17 protein-coding genes and 1 riboswitch are annotated in these 20887 nt (G+C 45.7%); of the genes, 12 read left to right on the top strand and 5 right to left on the bottom strand.

Annotated features, from left to right (window positions below):
- Positions 1-7 precede the first annotated feature (7 nt).
- From LZG73_RS11495 to LZG73_RS11460, 8 genes are all read left to right on the top strand, one after another.
- Positions 8-1435, top strand: a complete 1428-nt coding sequence (locus LZG73_RS11495) for a sulfatase (protein ID WP_233849023.1) — start codon at positions 8-10, stop codon at positions 1433-1435.
- A gap of 4 nt (positions 1436-1439) precedes the next feature.
- Positions 1440-2918, top strand: coding sequence for a sulfatase (locus LZG73_RS11490; RefSeq protein ID WP_233849021.1), 1479 nt, complete (start codon positions 1440-1442; stop codon positions 2916-2918).
- Positions 2887-4287 (top strand): sulfatase, encoded by a 1401-nt coding sequence (locus LZG73_RS11485; RefSeq protein WP_233849019.1) that lies wholly within the window; start codon positions 2887-2889, stop codon positions 4285-4287. The genes LZG73_RS11490 and LZG73_RS11485 overlap by 32 nt, the downstream gene beginning before the upstream one ends.
- Before the next feature lie 162 nt (positions 4288-4449).
- A riboswitch (SAM riboswitch) is annotated at positions 4450-4543 on the top strand.
- 169 nt (positions 4544-4712) lie between these two features.
- Complete coding sequence (locus tag LZG73_RS11480; RefSeq protein WP_233849016.1) at positions 4713-5978, top strand: peroxiredoxin; 1266 nt, start codon at positions 4713-4715, stop codon at positions 5976-5978.
- A gap of 59 nt (positions 5979-6037) precedes the next feature.
- Positions 6038-7213, top strand: a complete 1176-nt coding sequence (locus LZG73_RS11475; protein WP_233849014.1) for a cysteine desulfurase family protein — start codon at positions 6038-6040, stop codon at positions 7211-7213.
- A gap of 46 nt (positions 7214-7259) precedes the next feature.
- Positions 7260-10451 (top strand): SusC/RagA family TonB-linked outer membrane protein, encoded by a 3192-nt coding sequence (locus LZG73_RS11470; RefSeq protein ID WP_233849012.1) that lies wholly within the window; start codon positions 7260-7262, stop codon positions 10449-10451.
- Positions 10452-10464: 13 nt separating this feature from the next.
- A complete protein-coding gene (locus LZG73_RS11465; RefSeq protein WP_233849009.1) occupies positions 10465-11907 on the top strand; it encodes a SusD/RagB family nutrient-binding outer membrane lipoprotein in 1443 nt (480 codons plus the stop codon).
- Positions 11908-11959: 52 nt separating this feature from the next.
- Positions 11960-12214 (top strand): hypothetical protein, encoded by a 255-nt coding sequence (locus LZG73_RS11460; RefSeq protein ID WP_233849007.1) that lies wholly within the window; start codon positions 11960-11962, stop codon positions 12212-12214.
- Positions 12215-12247: 33 nt separating this feature from the next.
- Here LZG73_RS11460 and LZG73_RS11455 read toward each other — a convergent pair whose 3' ends face one another.
- Genes LZG73_RS11455 through LZG73_RS11445 form a run of 3 tightly spaced genes read right to left on the bottom strand, consistent with a single transcriptional unit; the run spans position 12248 to position 14591 of the window.
- Positions 12248-13111, bottom strand: coding sequence for a chromate resistance protein ChrB domain-containing protein (locus LZG73_RS11455; protein WP_233849005.1), 864 nt, complete (start codon positions 13109-13111; stop codon positions 12248-12250).
- 46 nt (positions 13112-13157) lie between these two features.
- Positions 13158-14108: an EamA family transporter gene (locus LZG73_RS11450; RefSeq protein WP_233849003.1), complete on the bottom strand. Its 951-nt coding sequence runs from the start codon at positions 14106-14108 to the stop codon at positions 13158-13160.
- Between the two features lie 6 nt (positions 14109-14114).
- On the bottom strand, positions 14115-14591 hold the full coding sequence (locus tag LZG73_RS11445; protein WP_233849002.1) for an Lrp/AsnC family transcriptional regulator: 477 nt from the start codon (positions 14589-14591) through the stop codon (positions 14115-14117).
- Between the two features lie 155 nt (positions 14592-14746).
- Here LZG73_RS11445 and LZG73_RS11440 point away from each other — a divergent pair, with 155 nt between their 5' ends.
- Genes LZG73_RS11440 through LZG73_RS11425 form a run of 4 tightly spaced genes read left to right on the top strand, consistent with a single transcriptional unit; the run spans position 14747 to position 19686 of the window.
- Positions 14747-15856, top strand: a complete 1110-nt coding sequence (locus LZG73_RS11440; RefSeq protein WP_233849001.1) for a glycoside hydrolase family 26 protein — start codon at positions 14747-14749, stop codon at positions 15854-15856.
- A 60-nt stretch (positions 15857-15916) separates the two neighbouring features.
- Positions 15917-17875 carry a UbiA family prenyltransferase gene (locus tag LZG73_RS11435; RefSeq protein ID WP_233848999.1) on the top strand — a complete coding sequence of 653 codons (1959 nt, stop codon included), beginning with the start codon at positions 15917-15919 and terminating at the stop codon, positions 17873-17875.
- Positions 17868-18563 (top strand): methyltransferase domain-containing protein, encoded by a 696-nt coding sequence (locus tag LZG73_RS11430; protein WP_233848998.1) that lies wholly within the window; start codon positions 17868-17870, stop codon positions 18561-18563. Before LZG73_RS11435 ends, LZG73_RS11430 begins: the two co-directional genes overlap by 8 nt.
- Positions 18547-19686, top strand: a complete 1140-nt coding sequence (locus LZG73_RS11425; RefSeq protein ID WP_233848997.1) for an NAD(P)/FAD-dependent oxidoreductase — start codon at positions 18547-18549, stop codon at positions 19684-19686. The genes LZG73_RS11430 and LZG73_RS11425 overlap by 17 nt, the downstream gene beginning before the upstream one ends.
- Here the strand turns inward: LZG73_RS11425 and LZG73_RS11420 are convergent.
- Positions 19663-20388, bottom strand: coding sequence for a lycopene cyclase domain-containing protein (locus LZG73_RS11420; RefSeq protein ID WP_233848995.1), 726 nt, complete (start codon positions 20386-20388; stop codon positions 19663-19665). The genes LZG73_RS11425 and LZG73_RS11420 overlap by 24 nt on opposite strands.
- The gene (locus LZG73_RS11415; RefSeq protein ID WP_233848992.1) at positions 20385-20858 is read right to left on the bottom strand and encodes a sterol desaturase family protein; all 474 of its coding nucleotides are present in this window, start codon (positions 20856-20858) and stop codon (positions 20385-20387) included. Before LZG73_RS11415 ends, LZG73_RS11420 begins: the two co-directional genes overlap by 4 nt.
- Between the last annotated feature and the right edge of the window lie 29 nt (positions 20859-20887).

The raw sequence follows: 20887 nt of genomic DNA, 5'->3' as shown, positions 1-20887 counted from the left end.
CCATAACATGATGATTAGAAAATACTTAGTCCCGGCGCTCCTGGCGGGTCTGCTGGTTGGATTTCAATCAGAAAAGAGCTTTGCAGAAGACACGCAGCCAGGCAATGCAAAAAAGAAATTGAATGTCCTTTTCATAGCGGTCGACGACCTGAACACCGATTTGGGTTGCTATGGAAACAAATTTGTAAAAACACCCAACATTGATCGACTTGCAAAAAGAGGCGTCAAATTTGACAAGGCTTACACGCAGTTTCCGCTTTGCAGTCCAAGTCGGTCATCGCTCTTGACAGGTCAGCGTCCCGATGTTACCAAAATTTACGAGTTGCAAACGCATTTTCGCAAAATTCTGCCGGACGTTGTAACATTGCCGCAGTTGTTCAAAAACAACAATTATTACAGCGCCCGCGTTGGGAAAATCTATCATTATGGCGTTCCCGGACAGATTGGAACGGATGGATTGGACGATCCGATTTCCTGGGACCAGAAAGTGAATCCCAAAGGCCGAGACAAAGCGGAAGAATCGCTGATCAAAAATCTGACGCCCGATCGCGGTCTGGGCAGTGCGTTGGCATGGCGAGCAACCGAAGGCACGGATGAGGAACAAACCGATGGAATGGTTGCCACCGAGGCCATCAAAATCATGAAAGAAAAGAAGAATGAGCCCTTCTTTCTTGCGGTAGGATTTTATCGCCCGCATTCACCTTACGTTGCGCCGAAAAAATATTTTGACCTATATCCGGTGGAAACAATTCCGCTTCCAAAGGAAATAGAAAACGACCTGGACGACATTCCGGAAGCCGCCTTATTCACAAAACCTGCACATTGGGGATTGTCGGTCGCAGACAGAAAAGAGGCTTTGCGCGCTTATTATGCCACAATTACATTCATGGACGCGCAAGTCGGCCGCTTACTTGACGAGCTCGACAGGTTGAAACTAACCGACAAAACGGTTATCGTGCTTTGGAGTGATCACGGTTACAATGTGGGTCAGCATGGCCAATGGATGAAACAGAGCCTTTTCGAAAATTCCGCACGCGTTCCGCTTATCTTCTCGGTTCCGGGCGGCACAAAAGGGAAAGCATCCACCAGAACAGTTGAGTTGCTCGACATTTATCCAACATTAGCCGAATTGTGCGGACTGACGCCAGCGCAGAAATTGGCTGGAACAAGCCTGACCGGTTTGCTCAAAAATCCGGATTCTGTTTGGGACAAACCAGCTTATACGCAAGTGCGTCGGAACCAGATTTTCGGTCGCAGCGTGCGCACAGAGCGGTTTCGTTATACGGAATGGGATGGAGGCAATGCTGGCGTAGAACTGTATGACCATCAGACAGATCCCAATGAATTCAAAAATCTTGCAAAAGAAAGCACCTACATTATCACCGTAAATGAAATGTCTGCATTGCTTGAAAAAGGTTATCCCGACACTAAATAAGCTCGTGAAAAAAATATCCAGAAATTACGTTTTACCGGTTGTCAGCAGCGCACTTTTGCTTCTGACGACCGGTTTTGCTTTGGTTGAAAAGAGCAAAGACGCTTCCGTTCATTTGCCCAAAAAAGCGAAGCCGAACATTGTCATCATCATGGCCGACCAGTGGAATGCACAATCGCTGGGTTATGCGGGAAATAAGGATGTGAAGACGCCTAATCTGGACAAGCTCGCCGCCCGAAGCGTTGTTTTTTCAACTGCTGTTTCGGTAATGCCTGTGTGCAGCCCGGCGCGTGCCAGCCTGCTTACGGGCCAGTATCCGCTCACGCACGGCGTGTTTTACAACGATCGTCCGCTTAAAAACGAAGCATTAACATTGGCTGAAATATACAAAAGCCAGGGTTATGCCACAGGTTTCATTGGAAAGTGGCACGTCAACGGGCATAGCAGCCACGAAGCCCAATTTGCGGCGCGAAATCGCACGGTGCCGAAAGACCGCAGACAAGGCTTCGATTATTGGAAAGCGCGCGAGGTGACACACGATTACAACCAGTCTTTTTATTTTGATGAAAACGATGTGCGCCATGAGTGGCCGGGCTATGACGTGTTCCCGCAAACCGACAGTGCCATTGGTTTTATCGATCAAAACAAATCAAAACCTTTCCTGCTCTTCCTTTCCTGGGGCCCCCCGCACGATCCTTACGCGACTGCGCCAGAGGAGTATCGAAAACTTTACAATCCTGAAAATCTGACATTACGGCCCAATGTTCCCGATTCACTAAAAACAAAAGCCAGAAAAGATCTTGCAGGTTATTATGCACATTGCACCGCATTGGACAAGGCTGCCGGCGATTTGCTTGAAGCATTGAAAAAGGCGGGCGTTGCTGAAAATACCATTGTTGTTTTTACATCGGATCATGGTGACATGCTTTATTCACAAGGCAAAATCAGGAAGCAAAAACCTTGGGACGAATCCATTTTGGTACCGTTGCTAATCCATTATCCGGCAGGTTTGGGTGATAAGAAAAGGGAATTGTCATTGCCGTTCAGCAACATTGATATCCTGCCGACATTGTTGGGTTTGAGCAACATGCAAATCCCTAAATCGGTTGAGGGAACCGATTACACAGCGATTATTTCGGGAAAGAAAAAGCCTTCGGGCGAAGAGGCTGCATTGATCCAGGTTCCCGTGCCTTTCCATGAAAATAATTTCCTCAATGGTGGCAAGGAATATCGGGCAGTTCGCACCAAACAATTTACTTACGTGCGCGACCTCAAAGGCCCGTGGCTGCTTTACGACAATGCGAAAGATCCATATCAATTGCAGAATCTGATCGGAAATGCGGCTTACGCGGACACCCAAACAAAGCTTGAAACAGTGCTTCAAACAAAACTTGCAGAGGCGAAAGATGACTTTCTGACCGCAGATGCATATATGTCAAAATGGAAATATAGATATGACGGGAAGGACAGTTTGCGCGTTCAGTAAGCCTTTTTTAATGCTGGCCTTACTCATTTTTGGCGTCTGCAATGCGGGTGCACGAGGTAAGAAACAGGCAAAACGGCCGAACATTATTTTCCTTTTAACCGACGACCATCGCTGGGATGCCTTGGGCGCAATGGGAAATAAGATCATCCAGACACCGAACCTGGACCAACTGGCCGGCCGTGGCATTTTGTTTAAAAAAGCATATGTAACAACCGCCATTTGCATGGTGAGTCGCGCCAGCATTTTGAGCGGACAATATATGTCCAGGCATCAGATCAATGATTTTAACCAGGATTTTTCTGCAAAAGCATTGGCAGAAACTTATCCCGCATTGCTGAAAAAAGCAGGTTACAAGTTGGGTTTTATTGGCAAATGGGGCATTTCGGTGCAAAAGCAACCCGACTCACTTTACGATTATTGGGCGAGTGCGAAAGAAGGGCAGCCGGCTTATGAGCTCGTGAATAAAAGTGGTAAAGTCATTCATCACACGGACAGTGTTGCCAAAGATGTGCAGCAATTTTTAGGTCAATATGCTGGCAAAGAGCCATTTTGCCTCGCCGTAAGTTTCAAAGCGCCGCACGAGCTCGACGGCAATCCGCCAAAATATCCGATTCAGGAAAGATTCAAAGATTTGTATAAAAACATCAGCATTCCCGAGCCAGAAACCGCCGATCCCAAATACTGGAACAGCTTCCCCGACTTCTTCCGCACCAACGCTAACATTGCCCGCGACCGCTGGAAACCGCTTTTATCAAATCCCGAGCTGAGAGCGCAAACGACCAAAGATTATTATCGGCTCATCACCGGCGTTGATGAAGTTGTCGGCAAGCTCGTGGCGCAATTAAAAGCATTGAAAATCGATGAGAACACCATAATCATTTTCATGGGCGACAATGGATTTTCGTTGGGAGAGCACGGGTTGGAAGGCAAATGGTTCGGTTTCGAAGAGTCGATTCGCGTGCCGTTGATCATTTCAGGAGCCGCAATGCCGGCTGATTTTAAAGGAGCAACTTCTGAAAACATTGCATTGAACATTGACATTGCCCCCACCATCCTCGCGCTCGCCGGCGTTCCCGTTCCCGAAAAGATGCAAGGGATCAGTTTACTCGCCAACCCAAAAACCCAACAAACACGAACGGACTTTTTCTACGAACACACTTATCTCGGAAGCCCGAAATTGCCCAAAGTCGAAGGTGTCGTGGGCAAAGATTTCAAATATATGAACTACACCGAACACGGCTACGAGCAACTTTACAACACCAAAACCGACCCGCACGAGACGGTCAACCTCGCCGGTGACAAGGCGCACAATGTGGTTTTGACCAAAATGAGAATGCGTTATGAGGAGTTAAAGGCCGCCGCGCGCTAATGGGGAAGTTAGTTTTTAATTTGGCAGCAATGCAATTGAACGAGGGCGAAAAATCTATTTTTTCGCCCTCGTTCGGTTTTCGCAGGTAAAATTTACCCTCGTTTTTCTATAATCGTTTGGCATTTTGAAAATGTTTTACGTCCTTTGTCTATCGAATTAGTAGATTTATAAAGAAGGAAGGGAGAGGTTAGGCTCTATGATCTTCTGGCAACCTATGACTTTTTAAGGTGCCCCAACCTAATTCTAATGATAAATCTGAAAATCCAACCACCGGAGTAACAGAGTAAAATTCGTTGACCGACCGGCATGTTGCGGGTCAGCAGTTGTGATGTTTCGTATGCGTTCGATGTCCGGCATTCCCGTTCGAGGCCGTTGCGATCGATCGCAGACATAATGATATTTTCACTCAACCAATGTTTAAAACAATGAAAGTCAAAAGTTTATGCTCCTTAATCGCAGTTTTTGGGCTTCTTTCCTTCTCAACCACACATGCGCAGCAAAAAGCGCTAAAAAACGGGATCTGGCGCGGCGTCTTTACAGTCGGGGAAATTGAAGTTCCCTTTAATTTCGAAGTAAAAAATGGTGCGGGCAAAGAACCTGTTTTGACTGCCCTTAACGGCGACCGCCGCGATGATTTTCAAGCCAAATTCATATCTGCCGATTCTATCCAGGTTAGCCTCAATACATTTGAAACCGCATGGTTTGCAAAAATTGAAAATGACGGCAGCATTTCCGGCGTTCAGCGAAGCCTGATTCCCGGCAACAACGGACGCATTCTTCCATTTAAAGCGGTGGCCGGCAAATCTTACCGGTTTGTAGAGCCGGGCAAAGAGGTTGCTCCGAAGGCAAATCTTTCCGGCAAATGGTGGGTGAAAATCAAGCCTGACGCTGATGCTTCGGGCAAGCCTGCGCCGGACCGCGTTGCGGTTTTTGAGCAAAAAGGAAACAAACTGAATGGCATCATTCTCTCAGTTTCTGGCGATAGCCGCGAACTTGAAGGCAATGTGCAGGGCGACGAGTTCTTCCTTTCGGGCGTTACGGGTTCGAGCCCGGCTTATGTGAAGGGAAAGATCAACAGCGACAATTCTATCAGCGGTTCCATCGGGGCCAGCGCGCATCCCATTGTTTTTGAAGGGGTTAAGGACGACAAAGCTGCACTGCCAGACGCATATGCGCTTACTTTCCTGAAACCTGGCTACGAAAAGCTCGATTTTACATTCCCTGATTTGAATGGAAAGCCGGTTTCGCTCAGTGATGAAAAATACAAAGGCAAAGTGGTGGTGATTGAAATCATGGGCAGCTGGTGCCCGAACTGCATTGACCAGATCACATTCCTTTCACCCTGGTATAAAGCCAACAAAAGCAAAGGCGTGGAAGCAATCGCGCTGGCTTTCGAAGCGAAGGACGATCTGACATTTGCCAAAAATGCTTTGACTAAACTCAAAAACAGATACGACATTCAATATGACATTCTTTTCGCTGGCAAAACCGGCGGCAATGTTGTTGCTGAAAAATTGCCTGCTATTGACAAGTTCCTCGCATTCCCAACCACCATTATCGTAGGTCGCGATGGAAAAGTGAAGGAAATCCACACCGGGTTCTCAGGAAAAGGCACGGGACAATTTTATGACGATTACGTAAAGAAATGGAATGCGGATCTGGCCAAGCTGATCAACGAACCGTTGCCATAAGCCAGCGCCGCTTTATAATTCAACAAACTAAAATATTCAATCTAAAACCTTGAATGACTATGGAAATTTATTGTGACAATGCCGCCACAACAGCACTTGATCCGGAAGTGATCGAAGCAATCCTTCCATTTTTAACACAAAATTTTGGTAACCCATCGTCCACCCATTGGGCTGGACGGAAAGTGAAAGATGCGGTTGTGGATGCCAGGAAGACGATTGCAACCCTTTTGAACACATCGCCGGATGAAATCTATTTCACTTCCGGTGCAACTGAGGCCATCAATCTCGCTATTTCTGGCGCCATTGTCACGTATGAGATCAGCCATGTTGTTACCAGCAAAATCGAACACAAAGCGGTGCTCCAAACCATTGCCCAGCATGAAAAGGAGGGAGACATTGAAACGAGTTTTGTAAAACTCGACGAACGCGGCAACGTCGATCTTTATCATCTTGAAAATTTATTGAGAGCCAATCCACGGACGCTGATCAGTCTGATGCATGGCAATAATGAAATTGGAAATCTTACTGATATCCAAGCGATTAGTAAACTTGCTCAACGTTATAATGCGATTTTTTTCACAGACACCACCCAGACAATCGGGAAGCAATGGATCGATCTGAGCCAAACGCCTATCGATTTTCTGGTTGGGTCTGCACACAAATTTCACGGGCCGAAAGGTGTGGGTTTTATTTACATTAATAAAAAACACCGCATTAAGGCGCAAATTTTTGGAGGCGGTCAGGAGAAAGGCCAGCGAGGCGGAACCGAAAATGTGATTGGCATTGTTGGACTGGCGAAAGCACTTGAAGTGGCTTACCGCGACCTCGACGCAAACCACAGCAAAGTTTGCAAATTGAAACAATATATGGTTTCCAAACTTGCGATCAGCGGTGTGCACGGTATTTGCTATAACGGCGAAAGCCATTCGCTGGAAAACAGTCTGGTGAATATTTTGAACGTCTCTTTCCCATGTTTGGCTGACGGAAGTCTGGTGAAAAGCCTGGATTCTATCGGCATCGCAGTCTCTGGCGGGAGCGCGTGTTCCAGCCAGGGCAGCTCGCACGTGATCAGCGCACTTCCCTGTCAAAAGGATAAAGAAAATGTCCGTTTTTCATTCAGCAAGTTCAACACCTTCGACGAGATCGACCACATTGTGCAGGCCATTGTAAGCATTTACAAAGCCGGCCCAATTTCACAAAATCAATCCCGGTTTCATTTTGAATTAACGCATTGAGCGCTTAAACGCTCATTTTTACCTGTTTTAGTATTTTATCCACATCATGAAAAAAAATCTAGTCTTCATTTTTCTCCTATTTAACATTGTGCAAGTCGCGCTTGCACAAAATGTCAATGTCACCGGCCGGGTAACGTCCAAAAATGATAACGAAGCGCTGCCAGGTGTCACCATTTTAATTAAGGGAAGCTCAAAGGGAACAGCCACAGATGTTGAAGGGCGCTATGCCATTGAAACCACACCTGGCTCAACCCTTATATTTTCATTTATCGGTCTGAAATCCACGGAAATAGCGGTTCCCCAAAACGGGCAGCTCGATGTACAACTGGAAAGTGATGAAACAATTTTGCAAGAAGTTGTCGTAACAGCCTTAGGCATTGCGAAAGAGAAAAAATCGCTTGGTTATGCGGTTCAGGAATTGCAGACCAAGGACATTGCAGAAGCCCGGGAGAACAATCTTGTTAATGCATTATCGGGTAAAATCGCTGGTGTTAACATTACAAATTCTCAGGGTGGAATGGGTTCTTCACGGATCGTTATCCGCGGAGAAACGTCCATTGCAGGAAACAACCAGCCATTATTTGTGGTTGATGGAATTCCGGTTGATAACTCGCAGCTTGGCGCCGGTGCAAACGGGTCGCGCGATTTTGCCAATGCAATCGCAGACATTAACCCGAATGACATTGAATCCATCAGCGTTTTGAAAGGCCCTAATGCAGCTGCACTTTATGGCTCGCGCGCTTCCAACGGGGTTATTTTGATCAAAACAAAATCAGGAAAAGGCACACAAAAAGGACTCGGCGTCAATGTGAACTTCGGTTATACATTTGACAAATTGCTGGTTCTGCCTGAATATCAAAATATTTACGGTCAGGGAACGGGCGGCGCATTTTCATATGTAAACGGAAAAGGCGGCGGAATCAATGATGCAACAGACGAAAGCTGGGGGCCAAAAATGGACGGCAGGCTCATCCCGCAATTTTTTTCAGACGGCCAGCCTGCTCCATTTGTGGCGCATCCGGATAATGTGAAGAATTTCTTCGAAACAGGGCACACAAGAACGACCGGTGTTTCAGTTTCGGGCTCAAATGACAAGATCGATTATCGGTTTTCATTCAATAACAGCAAGCAAACCGGCGTCATTCCGAACACGGACATTGCTAAAAATTCATTTGGCGTAAACACAACTTTCCGTCTGAATGACAAGCTTACCCTTACAACGAGCGCCAATTTTGCGCGCAATGCATCGGACAACCTACCTGGAACTTCGGGAAGGGGAAGCAGCGTAATGCTTCAATTCTTGTGGTTTGGCCGACAAGTTGATACAGAGCTTTTGAAAGATTATAACAAAGGCGGATTTGACTACAACTGGAACCACAGTTATTACAGCAATCCCTATTTGCTTCAATACGAAAACACTGCGCAGCAACGTCGTGACCGCTTTTTCGGCAATGTGAATTTGAATTACAAAATCACAGACTGGCTTACGGCAACTGTGCGGACCGGTAACGATTATTACAATGATAAGCGCAAATTCAAAGTGGCTTACGGAACCAACGGAACGCCGTTCGGCTCTTACACGGAGGACAGTTACATTGTAAATGAGAACAATACGGACTTCAACTTCAATTTCCACAAAAATGTGAGTGAAGATTTTGAAATAGACTGGCTTGTCGGCGGTAACCTGCGCAGCAACTTCAACGAACAAAATTTGCAGCAAGCGCCAAAATTGGCTGTAGCCGGTTTATACACACTGAACAACTCGCGTGATCCGCTTGTTTCGTCCAATGTTTTGCGCAAACAAAAGGTTTATAGCGCATTCAGTTCGGGGCAGATCGGTTTCAGAAACTACGCATTTATTAACCTTACGGCTAGAAATGACTGGTCGTCGACGCTGCCAACGGGGAACAACTCTTATTTCTATCCTTCCATTAATGCGAGCTTCGTCCTTACGGATGCATTCAATATTAAGAGCAATGTGCTGACTTATGCCAAGTTACGTGGTGGGTGGGCACAGGTAGGAAAGGACACGGACCCTTATCAGCTGATCAACACTTATCCATTCAACCAGCCTTTTGGAAGCAATCCGTTGCTGACCGTTTCGGATGTGTTGCTTAACTCGGATCTGAAACCTGAGATCACAAAATCAACGGAAATAGGAGCGGATGTGGCTTTATTCAAAAACCGGGTGCGGTTGGATGTTAGTTATTACAACACAGACAGTTACAACCAGATTCTGAAAGCTGACGTAAGCCCATCAACGGGTTACAAGCAGAAGCTTTTGAATGCAGGACACATTAACAACAAAGGTTTCGAGGCGATGCTGAATGTGAAAGCCATCGAAACCAACTCAGGTTTTAGATGGGATGTTGGCGTCAATTTTTCAAGAAACAGAAGCAAGGTCATTGCATTGGATGACGAAGGATTTTTGAATGATTACAAGCTGGGAACCAATGGCGTAACTGTTTATGCGAGCAAAGGATTGGGTTACGGCGCATTGTTCGGATCGGCCTATGCACGTAACGAGGCAGGCGAAATGATCATCGGGTCAACAGGAATTCCATCAAGAGATCCGAACCTGAAAGTTTTGGGACATTACACGCCGAAATGGATGGGCGGGATCACCAACTCATTTACAGTTAAAGGATTCAATCTAAGTGTTTTAATTGATACAAAACAAGGAGGCTCAATTTACTCGGCAACCAATGCGACGGGTCGTTACACGGGTGTGCTTGCTTCCACATTGCAAGGAAGAGATGCGGAACATGGCGGGTTAACTTACTATTATCCAGGCAATAACAAGGCTGGCGTTGCGGTTCAGGTTGCCAATGCTGGTGCTGCGCCAACGGGTGCGGTCGTTTATGAGGATGGCATTATCGCACCAGGCGTTACGACTGACGGCAAGCCGAATACGACCATTGTCTCGGCAGAGCGTTATTACAAAGGCGTTTACAGCAACAGCGCAGGGATCAACGAAGCGAGCGTTTTTGATGCTTCATTTATCAAATTGCGTGAGGTTAAGCTGGGTTACTCGGTTCCGCAAAATTTCGTTTCCAAATACAAATTGCAAAGCCTGATCTTCTCGGTTTACGGCAGAAACCTGGCTTTCCTGCAGAGAAAAGCGGATAACATCGATCCGGAAACCGCTTTCAGCACGGCAAACACAGGACAAGGACTGGAATCATTGCAGCTGCCAACAACCAGTTCTTATGGATTTAATATTTTGATCGGCTTTTAATTGACAAATAATCATGAATAAAAATATAATCGTAAAAGGAATTGCAATTGCCTCGTTATCAGTCTTTTTGGCAGGGTGCCAGGACGAATTGGAGGAAGTGAATGAAAACCCGAATGAAGCAATTTCAGCGCAGCCGGATTATCTGCTGGCCAATGCAATCAAGTCCAATGCGGACGTGATTCTGGGTTCGGATGCATCAATGGAGACGACGACTTTGTTTGTGCAACATTGGGCTAAAATCCAATATACGGATGTTGATAAATACACCGTGAGCATTGCCAACATTCAAAACATTTGGACAAACCTTTATTCGCAAGGGCTGACGGATTTCACGGAAATCATCAGAATAGGCGAAGAAACCGGGAATGTGAATTACCAGGCCGTGGGATTGATCCTGAAATCATGGTCATTCCAGATCCTGACTGACCTCTATGGCGACATTCCTTACAGCGAAGCGGTTAAAATTGATCAGACATTGACCCCGAAATATGACGCACAGAAAGACGTGTATCTGGGACTTTTGAATGATTTGAAAAAAGCTTCCGAGCTGATTAACACAACAGGCAGCCCGATTGCTGGTGATGTGGTTTATGGCGGAAATCTTACGAAATGGAAGAAGTTTGCCAACTCTTTGCGCCTTAGGATTGCGATTCGCATTTCGGACAAAGATCCACAAACTGCCAAGGCTGTGATTGCGGAACTGGCTGCCGATAAAAGCCAGCTGATCTCCTCAAATGACGAGATCGCGCAGTTGGTTTACCAGGCATCGCCTAACCAAAACCCGGTTGCCCGTGACCGCGAAACGCGTGATGATTACCGCGTAAGCAAGTCAGTTATTGATAAATTGCAGGAATTGAAAGATCCGAGATTGGCTGTTTTTGCAAACAAAACAGTGGATGCCACGCCGACAGGTTACATTGGCGTAACGAACGGATTGCCAGCTGACTCTGCCTCTAAACTGGGTTTTACTAAAACGTCTAAGTTGGGTGATTACTTTGTGGCGCCGACGTCGCCGGCGGTGTTTCTGAGTTATTCGGAAGTGCTTTTCAATCTTGCTGAGGCAGCGCAAAAAGGCTTCATTACCGACAAGCCAGCTGAATTGTACAAGGCTGCGATCACTGCTTCTTTGCAGCAATTTAAAGTAAACAGCGCCGACATTGCGTCTTACCTGGCACAGCCATCGGTTGCTTACAGTCCGACAAATTACAAGAAATCGATTGGTGAGCAGAAGTGGCTGGCATTGTTTGGTCAGGGACCGGAGGCTTACACGGAATGGAGAAGATTGGATTATCCACAGCTGAAACCGGCTTATGCAGGTGTTTTAGGCGGAAAAATCCCGGTTAGATTGCTGTATCCGACCGGCGAACAAGCATTGAACGGCGCCAATTACAGGGCTGCTGTCGCTGCACAGGGCGAAGACAAGCTGACTACAAAGCTGTGGTTTGATGCTTTTTGATAGCAAGTAATGCATTAGAGGAGAACATATTAGCCAAATAAACAACATCAACATGAGCAAACTTTTTTTTCTTAAAATCATTTACAGAAATGCTGTAAGTCTGCACAAGATCACAAGCATTGTTGAATCAGTGAAAGGTGCTAAAATCAAGCATTTGAACTTTATCAGCAAGGGCCGCCAATTTGTCGGAGTGATCGCTTTTGAAGCGTCTCAATTAATTGATTTCGAGTATATTCTGCGCCTGATTAAAGGGAATCGGGACATTTCGGAAGTGGAGGAGATTACGGATATGTCGTTATGTCTTTGAGAGGAAAGAGTTTTACAAAGAAAATGCGAAGCCTTAACGCTTCGCATTTTCTTTGCCCTTTCGTTGATCTTTGCGGAATTCGGATGGCGTTTTGTTTGTGGCCAGTTTGAAGACCCGGTTGAAGTGACTTTGATCGGAAAAGCCTGTGAGATAGGCAATTTCGGAAAGCGTGTTGTCTGTGGAGCCGATCAGTTGAATGGCTTTTTCAATGCGCAACTTCCGGATATACTCACCGAAAGAAAGGTTGTCAAAATATCGGGAAAATTCCCGGGACAAATAAGCCGGGTTGACGTCAAGTTCTTCCGAAGCAACTTTCAAATTCAGGTTGAGATTGGTGTCAATGTGATCCTGAATCATGTCTTTTAATTCCGTTGTCCATGCTGGGACTTTGTTCTTTTTGCTGTCTTTATTTTTTAGATAGGTTTTATAAATCTGCAATAGAAGGTGCTCTGTGGGGCTTTGTGTGTGTTTTTCGCGCTGCAAATGCGTGGCCCAGCTGTATAATGCATCGTAAATGAGCATGCCTTTTTCGAGCAATTCGTGGTCATCTTTAATGTTATAAGCCAGACCAGCCGATATGGCCCAAAGTCCCGAAGACTGCACTGCCTGCGTGTGATCGTCCGTATCTGCACCGCGCACGATGGGCGCCAAAACCGCCAGTGCCGGATCTTTCAGCTCGAATTTTTTGATAAAATAATCAAACGTGCATTGATCGTCATAATGGCTGAATTCTGTATTAGGAACGTCAAACGGAGTTGCCGACAAGCGCTCCGCCATTTCCATCACTTCCGATTCGGGCACATAAATGATCTCGGCATTGGGGTCGATGAAGCGTTTGATCAGCCAGGGACAGGCAATGCGGTCAATTTTGGGCCTTGCCCGGGTAATCCATCTCATTGCGCATTATTTGGATTGATAATGGCAAATATAAGTGGGAATACGATCAATAAGCTGACGAAACGACTGGTTTTGGCTTGCGATATTTATGAAGATTGATCAAAAGAACGCTGCCCAAAATGATGATCAGGCCTGTAATCTGCAACACGGATATGGATTCTTTGGCAAAAAATATCCCCAAAAGGACTGCGACAACCGGGTTTACGTAAGCATAAGTGCTCACCTTTGTTGCGGGCTGCACTTTCAGCAACCACACATAAGCACTGAAAGCAGCAATGGACCCAAAAATGATCAGATAACCAAGTGCAAGCCAGGCATCTGTTGAAACCGATGCCAGATTCAGATTATCAAATTCGCCATTGATTATGCTGCCGGGCAGGAATGCAATGCCCGCTGCGAGCATTTGCCAGGTGGAATTTACGGTTGCCGAATCGGCGCTGGATTTGTATTTGGAATACAAAGAACCGCCTGCCCAAGCCATTGATCCGAAAACAACGAGCGCCATGGCAAATAAGTCTCTCGAACTGTTCAATGATGACATGGATGCCATTATTTTTTCACTAAACAGCAGCACAACGCCCGCAAATCCAATGAGAAGGCCTACAATTGTTGACTTATTACTAAAATTTTCAGCCCATTTCGGCTTGTCAAGCAGGATAAACCAAAGGGGTGCAGAAGAGATCATAATCGCGACCATTGCACTTGGCAGGAACTGCTCCACCCATATTACAATGCCATTTCCCACAAAAAGCAGCAGCAATCCGGTGATGGCAGCCGGCTTGATGGCCTTCGCTAAAAACACATTTTCACCTTGCGAAAGGCTCCATCCCATCATGAGCAAACCCGCCAGTGTAAAGCGAAATGCGCCCAGAAAAAACGGCGGAAAGCCCGCTAACGCGCGCTGAATGAAGAAATAAGTGGAGCCCCAAACAATGTAAACGGTGGCAAAAGCCAGCACGACCATCAGGGTGGAAGGAGTTTTACTTTGTGCTTGCATGATCTTTTATTTTTCAGGTATGACTAATTGTTGTTCTTCTTTGACCGTTTCCAGGACAATGGTCGTCCGGGTGGAAAGTATATTGGGGATCTTACTAAAAGTATTACGCATCAGCTGCATCAGGGACGCCGAATCTGCCGTCCGGACTTTAACCAGATAACAGTCCTCGCCTGCAATGTGATGGACTTCCTGCACTTCCGGGATTTTGGCAAGTTCTTTGGCTGTGTTGTTGCTGCCCATTCCTTCGGAAGATTTCATGGAAATAAACGCCAACAATTTTTGATTGACCGCAACGGGGTTAATACGCGCCGTATATTGCAGAATCACCTGCTTCTGTTCCAGCTTCTTAACCCTCTCGAGTACGGCAGAAGGGGCCATTTCCAGCTCCCGTGCAATGTCGGCGTTCGAGATCCGCGCATTTCCTTGCATCAGCCGCAGGATGCTGTGGTCAATTTTGTCAAGAATAATTTCTGTTCCGTTCATAATTCTATAAATATAGGGGAAGTCAGAATTATATTCACTAATCGACTAAAAATTTTGTCGATAGTTCAGTAGATACGTAGTTTTTATCAAAAGGTTCTTTTAATTTCAGGTTTTATAAACAAAAACGCTTAAACGGTCACTTCGCCTCGAAAATCATGAACAAATCAACATTATACACGTTGCTGACGCTGTTTTGCTGGCACGCGGTTCATGCGCAAATCGATAAAAAAGCCACAAAAGAAACGCAGGCACTTTATCGCAACATGGGCAAACTTTCGGAGGAGCATATTTTGTTCGGGCACCAGCACGCAACTGAATATGGCCACGGCTGGTCTGGCGACGAGGAACGGTCTGATGTGAAGTCAGTTACGGGTTCGCACCCTGCTGTTATCGGCATTGATTTCAGTGGTTTATCCGGACGGCCTGAGGAGTCCATTGCGAAGACAAAAGAGTCGTTGCGTAAAAATGTGGTGGACACTTACAATCGGGGAGGCGTAACAACCGTCGCCTGGCATTTCTCTAATCCAGCTTCGGGAGGCGGTTTTTACTGGAAAGATTCTGTTTCCAAAGCTGCCATGGCGCTGATCAAGCCGGGCGGCTCGCATCATGCGCAATACAAGCAAATATTGAGAACCGTAGGAGATTTTGCGAATTCGGTAAAGGGGAAGGACGGCACGCTTGCGCCACTTCTTTTCAGGCCTTATCATGAATTTGACGGTGACTGGTTTTGGTGGGGAAAAGGGCATACTTCACGTCAGGACTTCATCGACGTCTGGCGCTTCACGGTTTCCTATCTGCGTGACAGTCTGAATGTTCACAATTTCATTTACACTTTTTCACCTGATAATAAATTCAATTCCGAAGCTGAATTTCTGGAAAGATATCCCGGCAATGATTGGGTAGACATGGTGGGGATGGACAATTATGGTGACTTTGGCCGCGATGGAAAATACAATCTGGAAGCCGGTTTGAAAAAGCTGAAAATCGTGTCCGATTATGCCAAAAAAGCCAACAAGCTTGCTGCTTTTACAGAAACCGGCCTCGAAAGCATTCCTAACCCCACCTGGTGGACGGAAACCCTATTGAAAACATTGCAGACGGAAAAGCTGCAACTCGCTTATGTGCTTGTTTGGAGAAACGATGCAAAAAGCCCTACACATTTCTACGCGCCTTATCCCGAGCAAGTCAGCGCAGGCGATTTTGTGAAGTTCTACAATGATCCTTACACGCTGTTTGAAAAGGATTTGAAAGACATTTACAAATGATTTGAGAACCGCCTTATCGAACCTGGTTTCCGCGAAGCGAAATTCTTACTAAATTGAGCCATGCGCATCGATGGCAATACAATCAAGCTTCTCAGAATTCCCTTTTCATTCTTTTTGTTGCCGCTGTTCCTTTTCGCTTACAGTCAGGCGGATACGGTTGTGCATCGCCAGGCACTGTTTGCTTTTCTGATCATTCACCTGCTCATTTATCCTGCCAGCAACGGTTACAATAGTTACGTGGATCGCGACGAGGACAGCGTGGGCGGGCTGGAAAAACCGCCAATGCCGACTGTGGCGCTTTTTTACCTGACCATTTTTTTAGACTTTCTTGCAATCGTTTTAGCACTGCTCTTCGTAAATACATTGTTTGCAGGTTGCCTGGTCCTTTACATTGCCGCATCGCGCGCTTACAGCTCGCGACAGATCAGGCTGAAAAAATATCCGGTCATTGGTTTTCTGACAGTTGTTACTTTTCAGGGTGCATTTACGTATTATATGTCGATAGCCGGCATTTCCGGAAATGCGCTTTTGATCACCAGGGAGCATGTTTATGTGCTTTTGGGATGCTCGTTTCAGATTGCCGGGGCATATCCATTGACTCAGATTTACCAGCATAAGCAGGATTTAAAGGACGGTGTTAAGACATTAAGTTACAAATTGGGCTATAAAGGCACATTCGGGTTCACGGCGGTGATGTTTTTGCTGTGCAATGTGTTTTATTATTTGTATTTTACATCGAAGGGACTTGGAATGATTTTTTACATCATTCAAGCATTTTTCCTGCCTATTGTAGTGTATTTCGGTTACTGGTTTTCCCTGGTTTTGAAAGAAAATACAGCGGCAAATTTTAGAAATACCATGCGGATGAACTGGATTGCGGCAATTTGCATGAACAGTTGTTTCCTAGTACTAATCATTATCAACAGAATTCCATTGAGTTATATATCAGCTATTGAGACAGCAGTTCCCGAGAATCGCTATTCGCACGAATCGCTCGCTGCTTTTTACATTAAATCGACAGACGACCTCACCAATAAAAGAAAGATCAAGGTTGTAGCAGGGAAAACAGGCATTGAAAGCCGCTATTCGGTCATTTCTGATTTTGACAAAGAGCCTGAGGATTTTGCTTTTTTCAACAAAACGCCCACACTGCTTCCCGAGCCCACGCTTACGCAGCGAATGCAACTTTATCAGCAGCACGCCACATTGCTTTCAAGAAAGGCCATTGAGAAGATCAAGGATTTTGAAACACTGAAAACCAAGCTAACGCATTTAATTACAGTTACTTGCACAGGACTCTTTGCGCCTGGCCTGGACGTAGAGCTGGTGCGGGACCTTGGGCTGAATCCTTACATTCAGCGCAGCAGCGTCAATTTTATGGGTTGTAACGCAGCGATCATTGCCTTGAAGAATGCGGATGCAATTTGCAGAAGTCAGCCCAATGCAAAAGTTCTGGTTGTATGCACAGAGCTTTGCACAATTCATTTTCAAAAGCAATATAACGACGATTATCTCCTCTCAAACCTCATTTTCGGCGATGGATCAGCCGCTGTTCTGGTGACTTCTGAGGCGAGTGATGCCTATGCGCATAAGGTAGAAATTGACGCATTTAACTCGCTTATCCTGCACAATGGTTATGCGGATATGGCCTGGCAATTGTCGGAAACGGGTTTCATTATGAACTTGTCATCTTATGTGCCCGACCTGATCCGGAAAAACATCAAGCCCATGCTTTCAAAAACCGGGCTTTCGCCTGATCAATTTAAACATTGGGCTGTGCATCCGGGCGGCAAACGGATCGTTGACGATTTTGCGGATGCATTGGAACTGGACAAATGTCATCTTGCGTCGGCCTATAATGTGCTCAAAAATTACGGAAACATGTCGTCGCCTACGGTTTTGTTTGTGCTGAAAGAAGTTCTGGAAAAGGCCAAGCCTGAAAATGTGGGTAACCGGATTTTTACTGCTGCATTCGGGCCGGGACTGAGCATCGAGACCATGCAGCTGCGCTATGTTTAAAACCCGGAGCCAGCAAAAAGAGCTTTTGGATCAGGACGAAATTCCTGAACAGGATCTTTTTCAAAATCTTCGGGAACTGGACTTTATCAATCACTGGCTCGGCGGTTACGACATTTCGTTCAATGCATTGAAAAAAGTAATCCGGCCAGGGAGCAAATATACATTGGTCGACATTGGTTGCGGGGGAGGAGACACGCTCAAACGCATAAGCAATTGGAACGAACGCGCTGGTTATGAGCTGGATCTGTACGGTGTCGACTACAAGCCCGTATGCATTGCCTATGCTTCGGAAAATTTGAAAGGCAAAGCCGTCCAACTGATTTGCGATGATTATCGGCATATTTTCAGGCATTTGAAGCAAGTCGATATCATTCATGCCTGCCTTTTTTGTCATCACCTGGCCGAAGCGCAGCTTGTTGAATTGATCCGTTTTGCGCTGGAAAACCGGTCGATTTTGGTCATCAATGATCTGGAACGCAACCGGTTGGCTTATTATTCAATCAAATGGCTGACCCAACTTTTTTCAAAATCCTATCTCGTTAAAAACGACGCACCACTTTCCGTTTTACGCGGTTTTAAAAAGAAAGAATGGCTGCATATCTTGCAAAAAGCTGGCGCTGTGCATTTTTCCATTCATAACAAATGGGCATTCAGGCATGAAGTGATCGTGTATGGAAACGCAGACTAAATCTTACGATTGCGGCATTATCGGCGGCGGACTTGCGGGTCTGTGTCTGGCCATACAGCTTGCCGATCGCGGCATTTCCGTCGTCTTGTTTGAAAAAAATCAATATCCGTTTCACAGAGTTTGCGGCGAATACATTTCGATGGAAAGCTGGGATTTTCTTAAAGGTCTGGGCCTGGAATTGGATGAAATGTATCTCCCCAAGATTAATCAGCTCGGCATCAGTTCGGAGAAAGGCTTTATGCTGGAACACACCTTACAACTGGGCGGATTTGGCATTAGCAGGTTCAGTCTGGATCATTCTCTTGCTCAAATTGCTACGAAAAAAGGCGTTAATGTTGTTGAACAATGTCGGGTTAATGCTTTGTCTGAGAATGGTTTAGATGGATTTGACATCAAAACAACACAAGGCGATTTTCAAACGAAGATCCTGTGTGGAAGTTATGGCAAATACACGCCTCAATTCCTGTCTGTTGGACAAAATCACGCGGAAGAAAACGACGGTCGAAATTTTATCGGTGTTAAATATCACATTAAACCGCAGTTGCCGGACAATCGCATTGAACTTCATAATTTTCAAGACGGTTACTGTGGCATTTCCAAAGTGGACCATGATTGGCATTGCTTATGTTATCTGACAACCGCCAAAAATTTGCAGGAAAATGGCAAAGATATCAAGCGGATGGAGCAAGCAGTTTTATACAAAAATCCTTTCCTGAAAGCATATTTCACGAATGCCGAATTCGTAAACCCGCATCCGCTGGTGATCAGCAATGTGCATTTTTCCAGAAAACAAACGGAGATGAAGGGCATTTTGCTTTTGGGAGACGCAGCTGGTTCCATTACGCCACTTTGCGGCAACGGCATGAGCATGGGCATGCGCGCGTCCAAGATTCTCGCTAACGAGCTAATCCGCTATTTTGAAAAAGGGCAGTCGAAGGCAGCGCTCGCCGCGAACTACAAAAATGCCTGGAACAATGCATTCCGAAGCAGAATTACGGCAGGTTATTATTTGCAGGGATTATTTGGCAAAAGAAATACAACGGACATTGCCTTAAAGACATTGGCACAAATGCCGGGCTTGACTAACAAGCTCGTTTCCTTAACGCACGGAGACCGCTTCTAAATTCTTCTCCTCCGCGACGGCTGATTTGCCAAGAAAGTATTCGAAAAGATAAGTGTTCAGCAGGAGCATCAGCATGCCGTAAAAAATGTCTTCAAAAGGGATAGTGAAGATTCTAATCCCAATATTTTCCGCATCATTATACCAGACAACAGGCTCGTCCAGCCCCGATCCCGTCAAAATGCCGTTCACGATAAAGAATGGAATGAGCAAAAACATATGCGAAAAATAGAACAGACTTAGCCATTGTGATTTAACCACAAATTTTAAAAACAGCAGAAACGCAACCAGCCCAGCGGCAGTCCAGGAAGTGTAATAGCGATCAAAGTAAGTCACACCCAATGCGAAAGTGAAGCACAAGAATATGCCTGTAACCCAATTCTCGCTTCTGATTTTGTAGTCGGTTCCGTAGAAAATGCGGAAACAATAATAGGTGAAGAGGCATGCATAGGGAATGCATATAAAGAAGAGAATTTCCTCGATCGGAAGCCCGAAAAGATAGAAGCCTGTCAGATATTTTGGCGTAAAACCCCACACGCCGATTCTTGTAAAATAACTGTCCCAAATAACAAATGGGACAGTTGAAAGCAGGATTGCCGGCCAAAGCATGCGCCATTTTTTATAAAGCGCAATTTTGGGATGAAATGAAAAAAGAAGCGGCACGATAATGGCTCCCAGGTCGACAATCAAATAAAGGAAATTCATTTTGCAGCCGCATTTTTAGCATCCCGGAAGTATTTCAAAGGCACCCAGAGCATGCCGAAACATTCGCCCTGATATTTGCCCAGATGCTTGTGATGCATTTTATGCGCCCTGCGAATCGCCTTCAAATACACCGAATCCGTGTTTCTGAACATTTTAAAACGCTGGTGTATGAATATGTCGTGAACCAAGAAATAGGTGAAACCGTAAAGCGTAATGCCTAATCCGATCCAGAATAAATAATTGAAACCCTCATTGACGCCAAAAAGCAGGCAAAGAATTCCGGGGGTTGCGAAAATGGCGAAGAAATAATCGTTTTTCTCAAAGAAATCTCCGTCATCGCGTTGGTGGTGATCGTGGTGAAGCGACCATAACAGGCCGTGCATCAGATATTTATGTGCAAGCCAGGCGACACATTCCATTCCAACAAATGCGGCAAGCGTGATTAATGTATTGGTTATCCAGGGACTCATAGTATGTTCTGTTCATTGCCATCAGCATG

This window comes from Dyadobacter sp. CY326 (assembly GCF_021390515.1).
In the GTDB taxonomy this organism is placed as follows: Bacteria; Bacteroidota; Bacteroidia; order Cytophagales; family Spirosomataceae; genus Dyadobacter.
The sequence above is the reverse complement of the archived record's forward strand: the minus strand, read 5'-3'. Positions and strand labels throughout refer to the sequence as shown.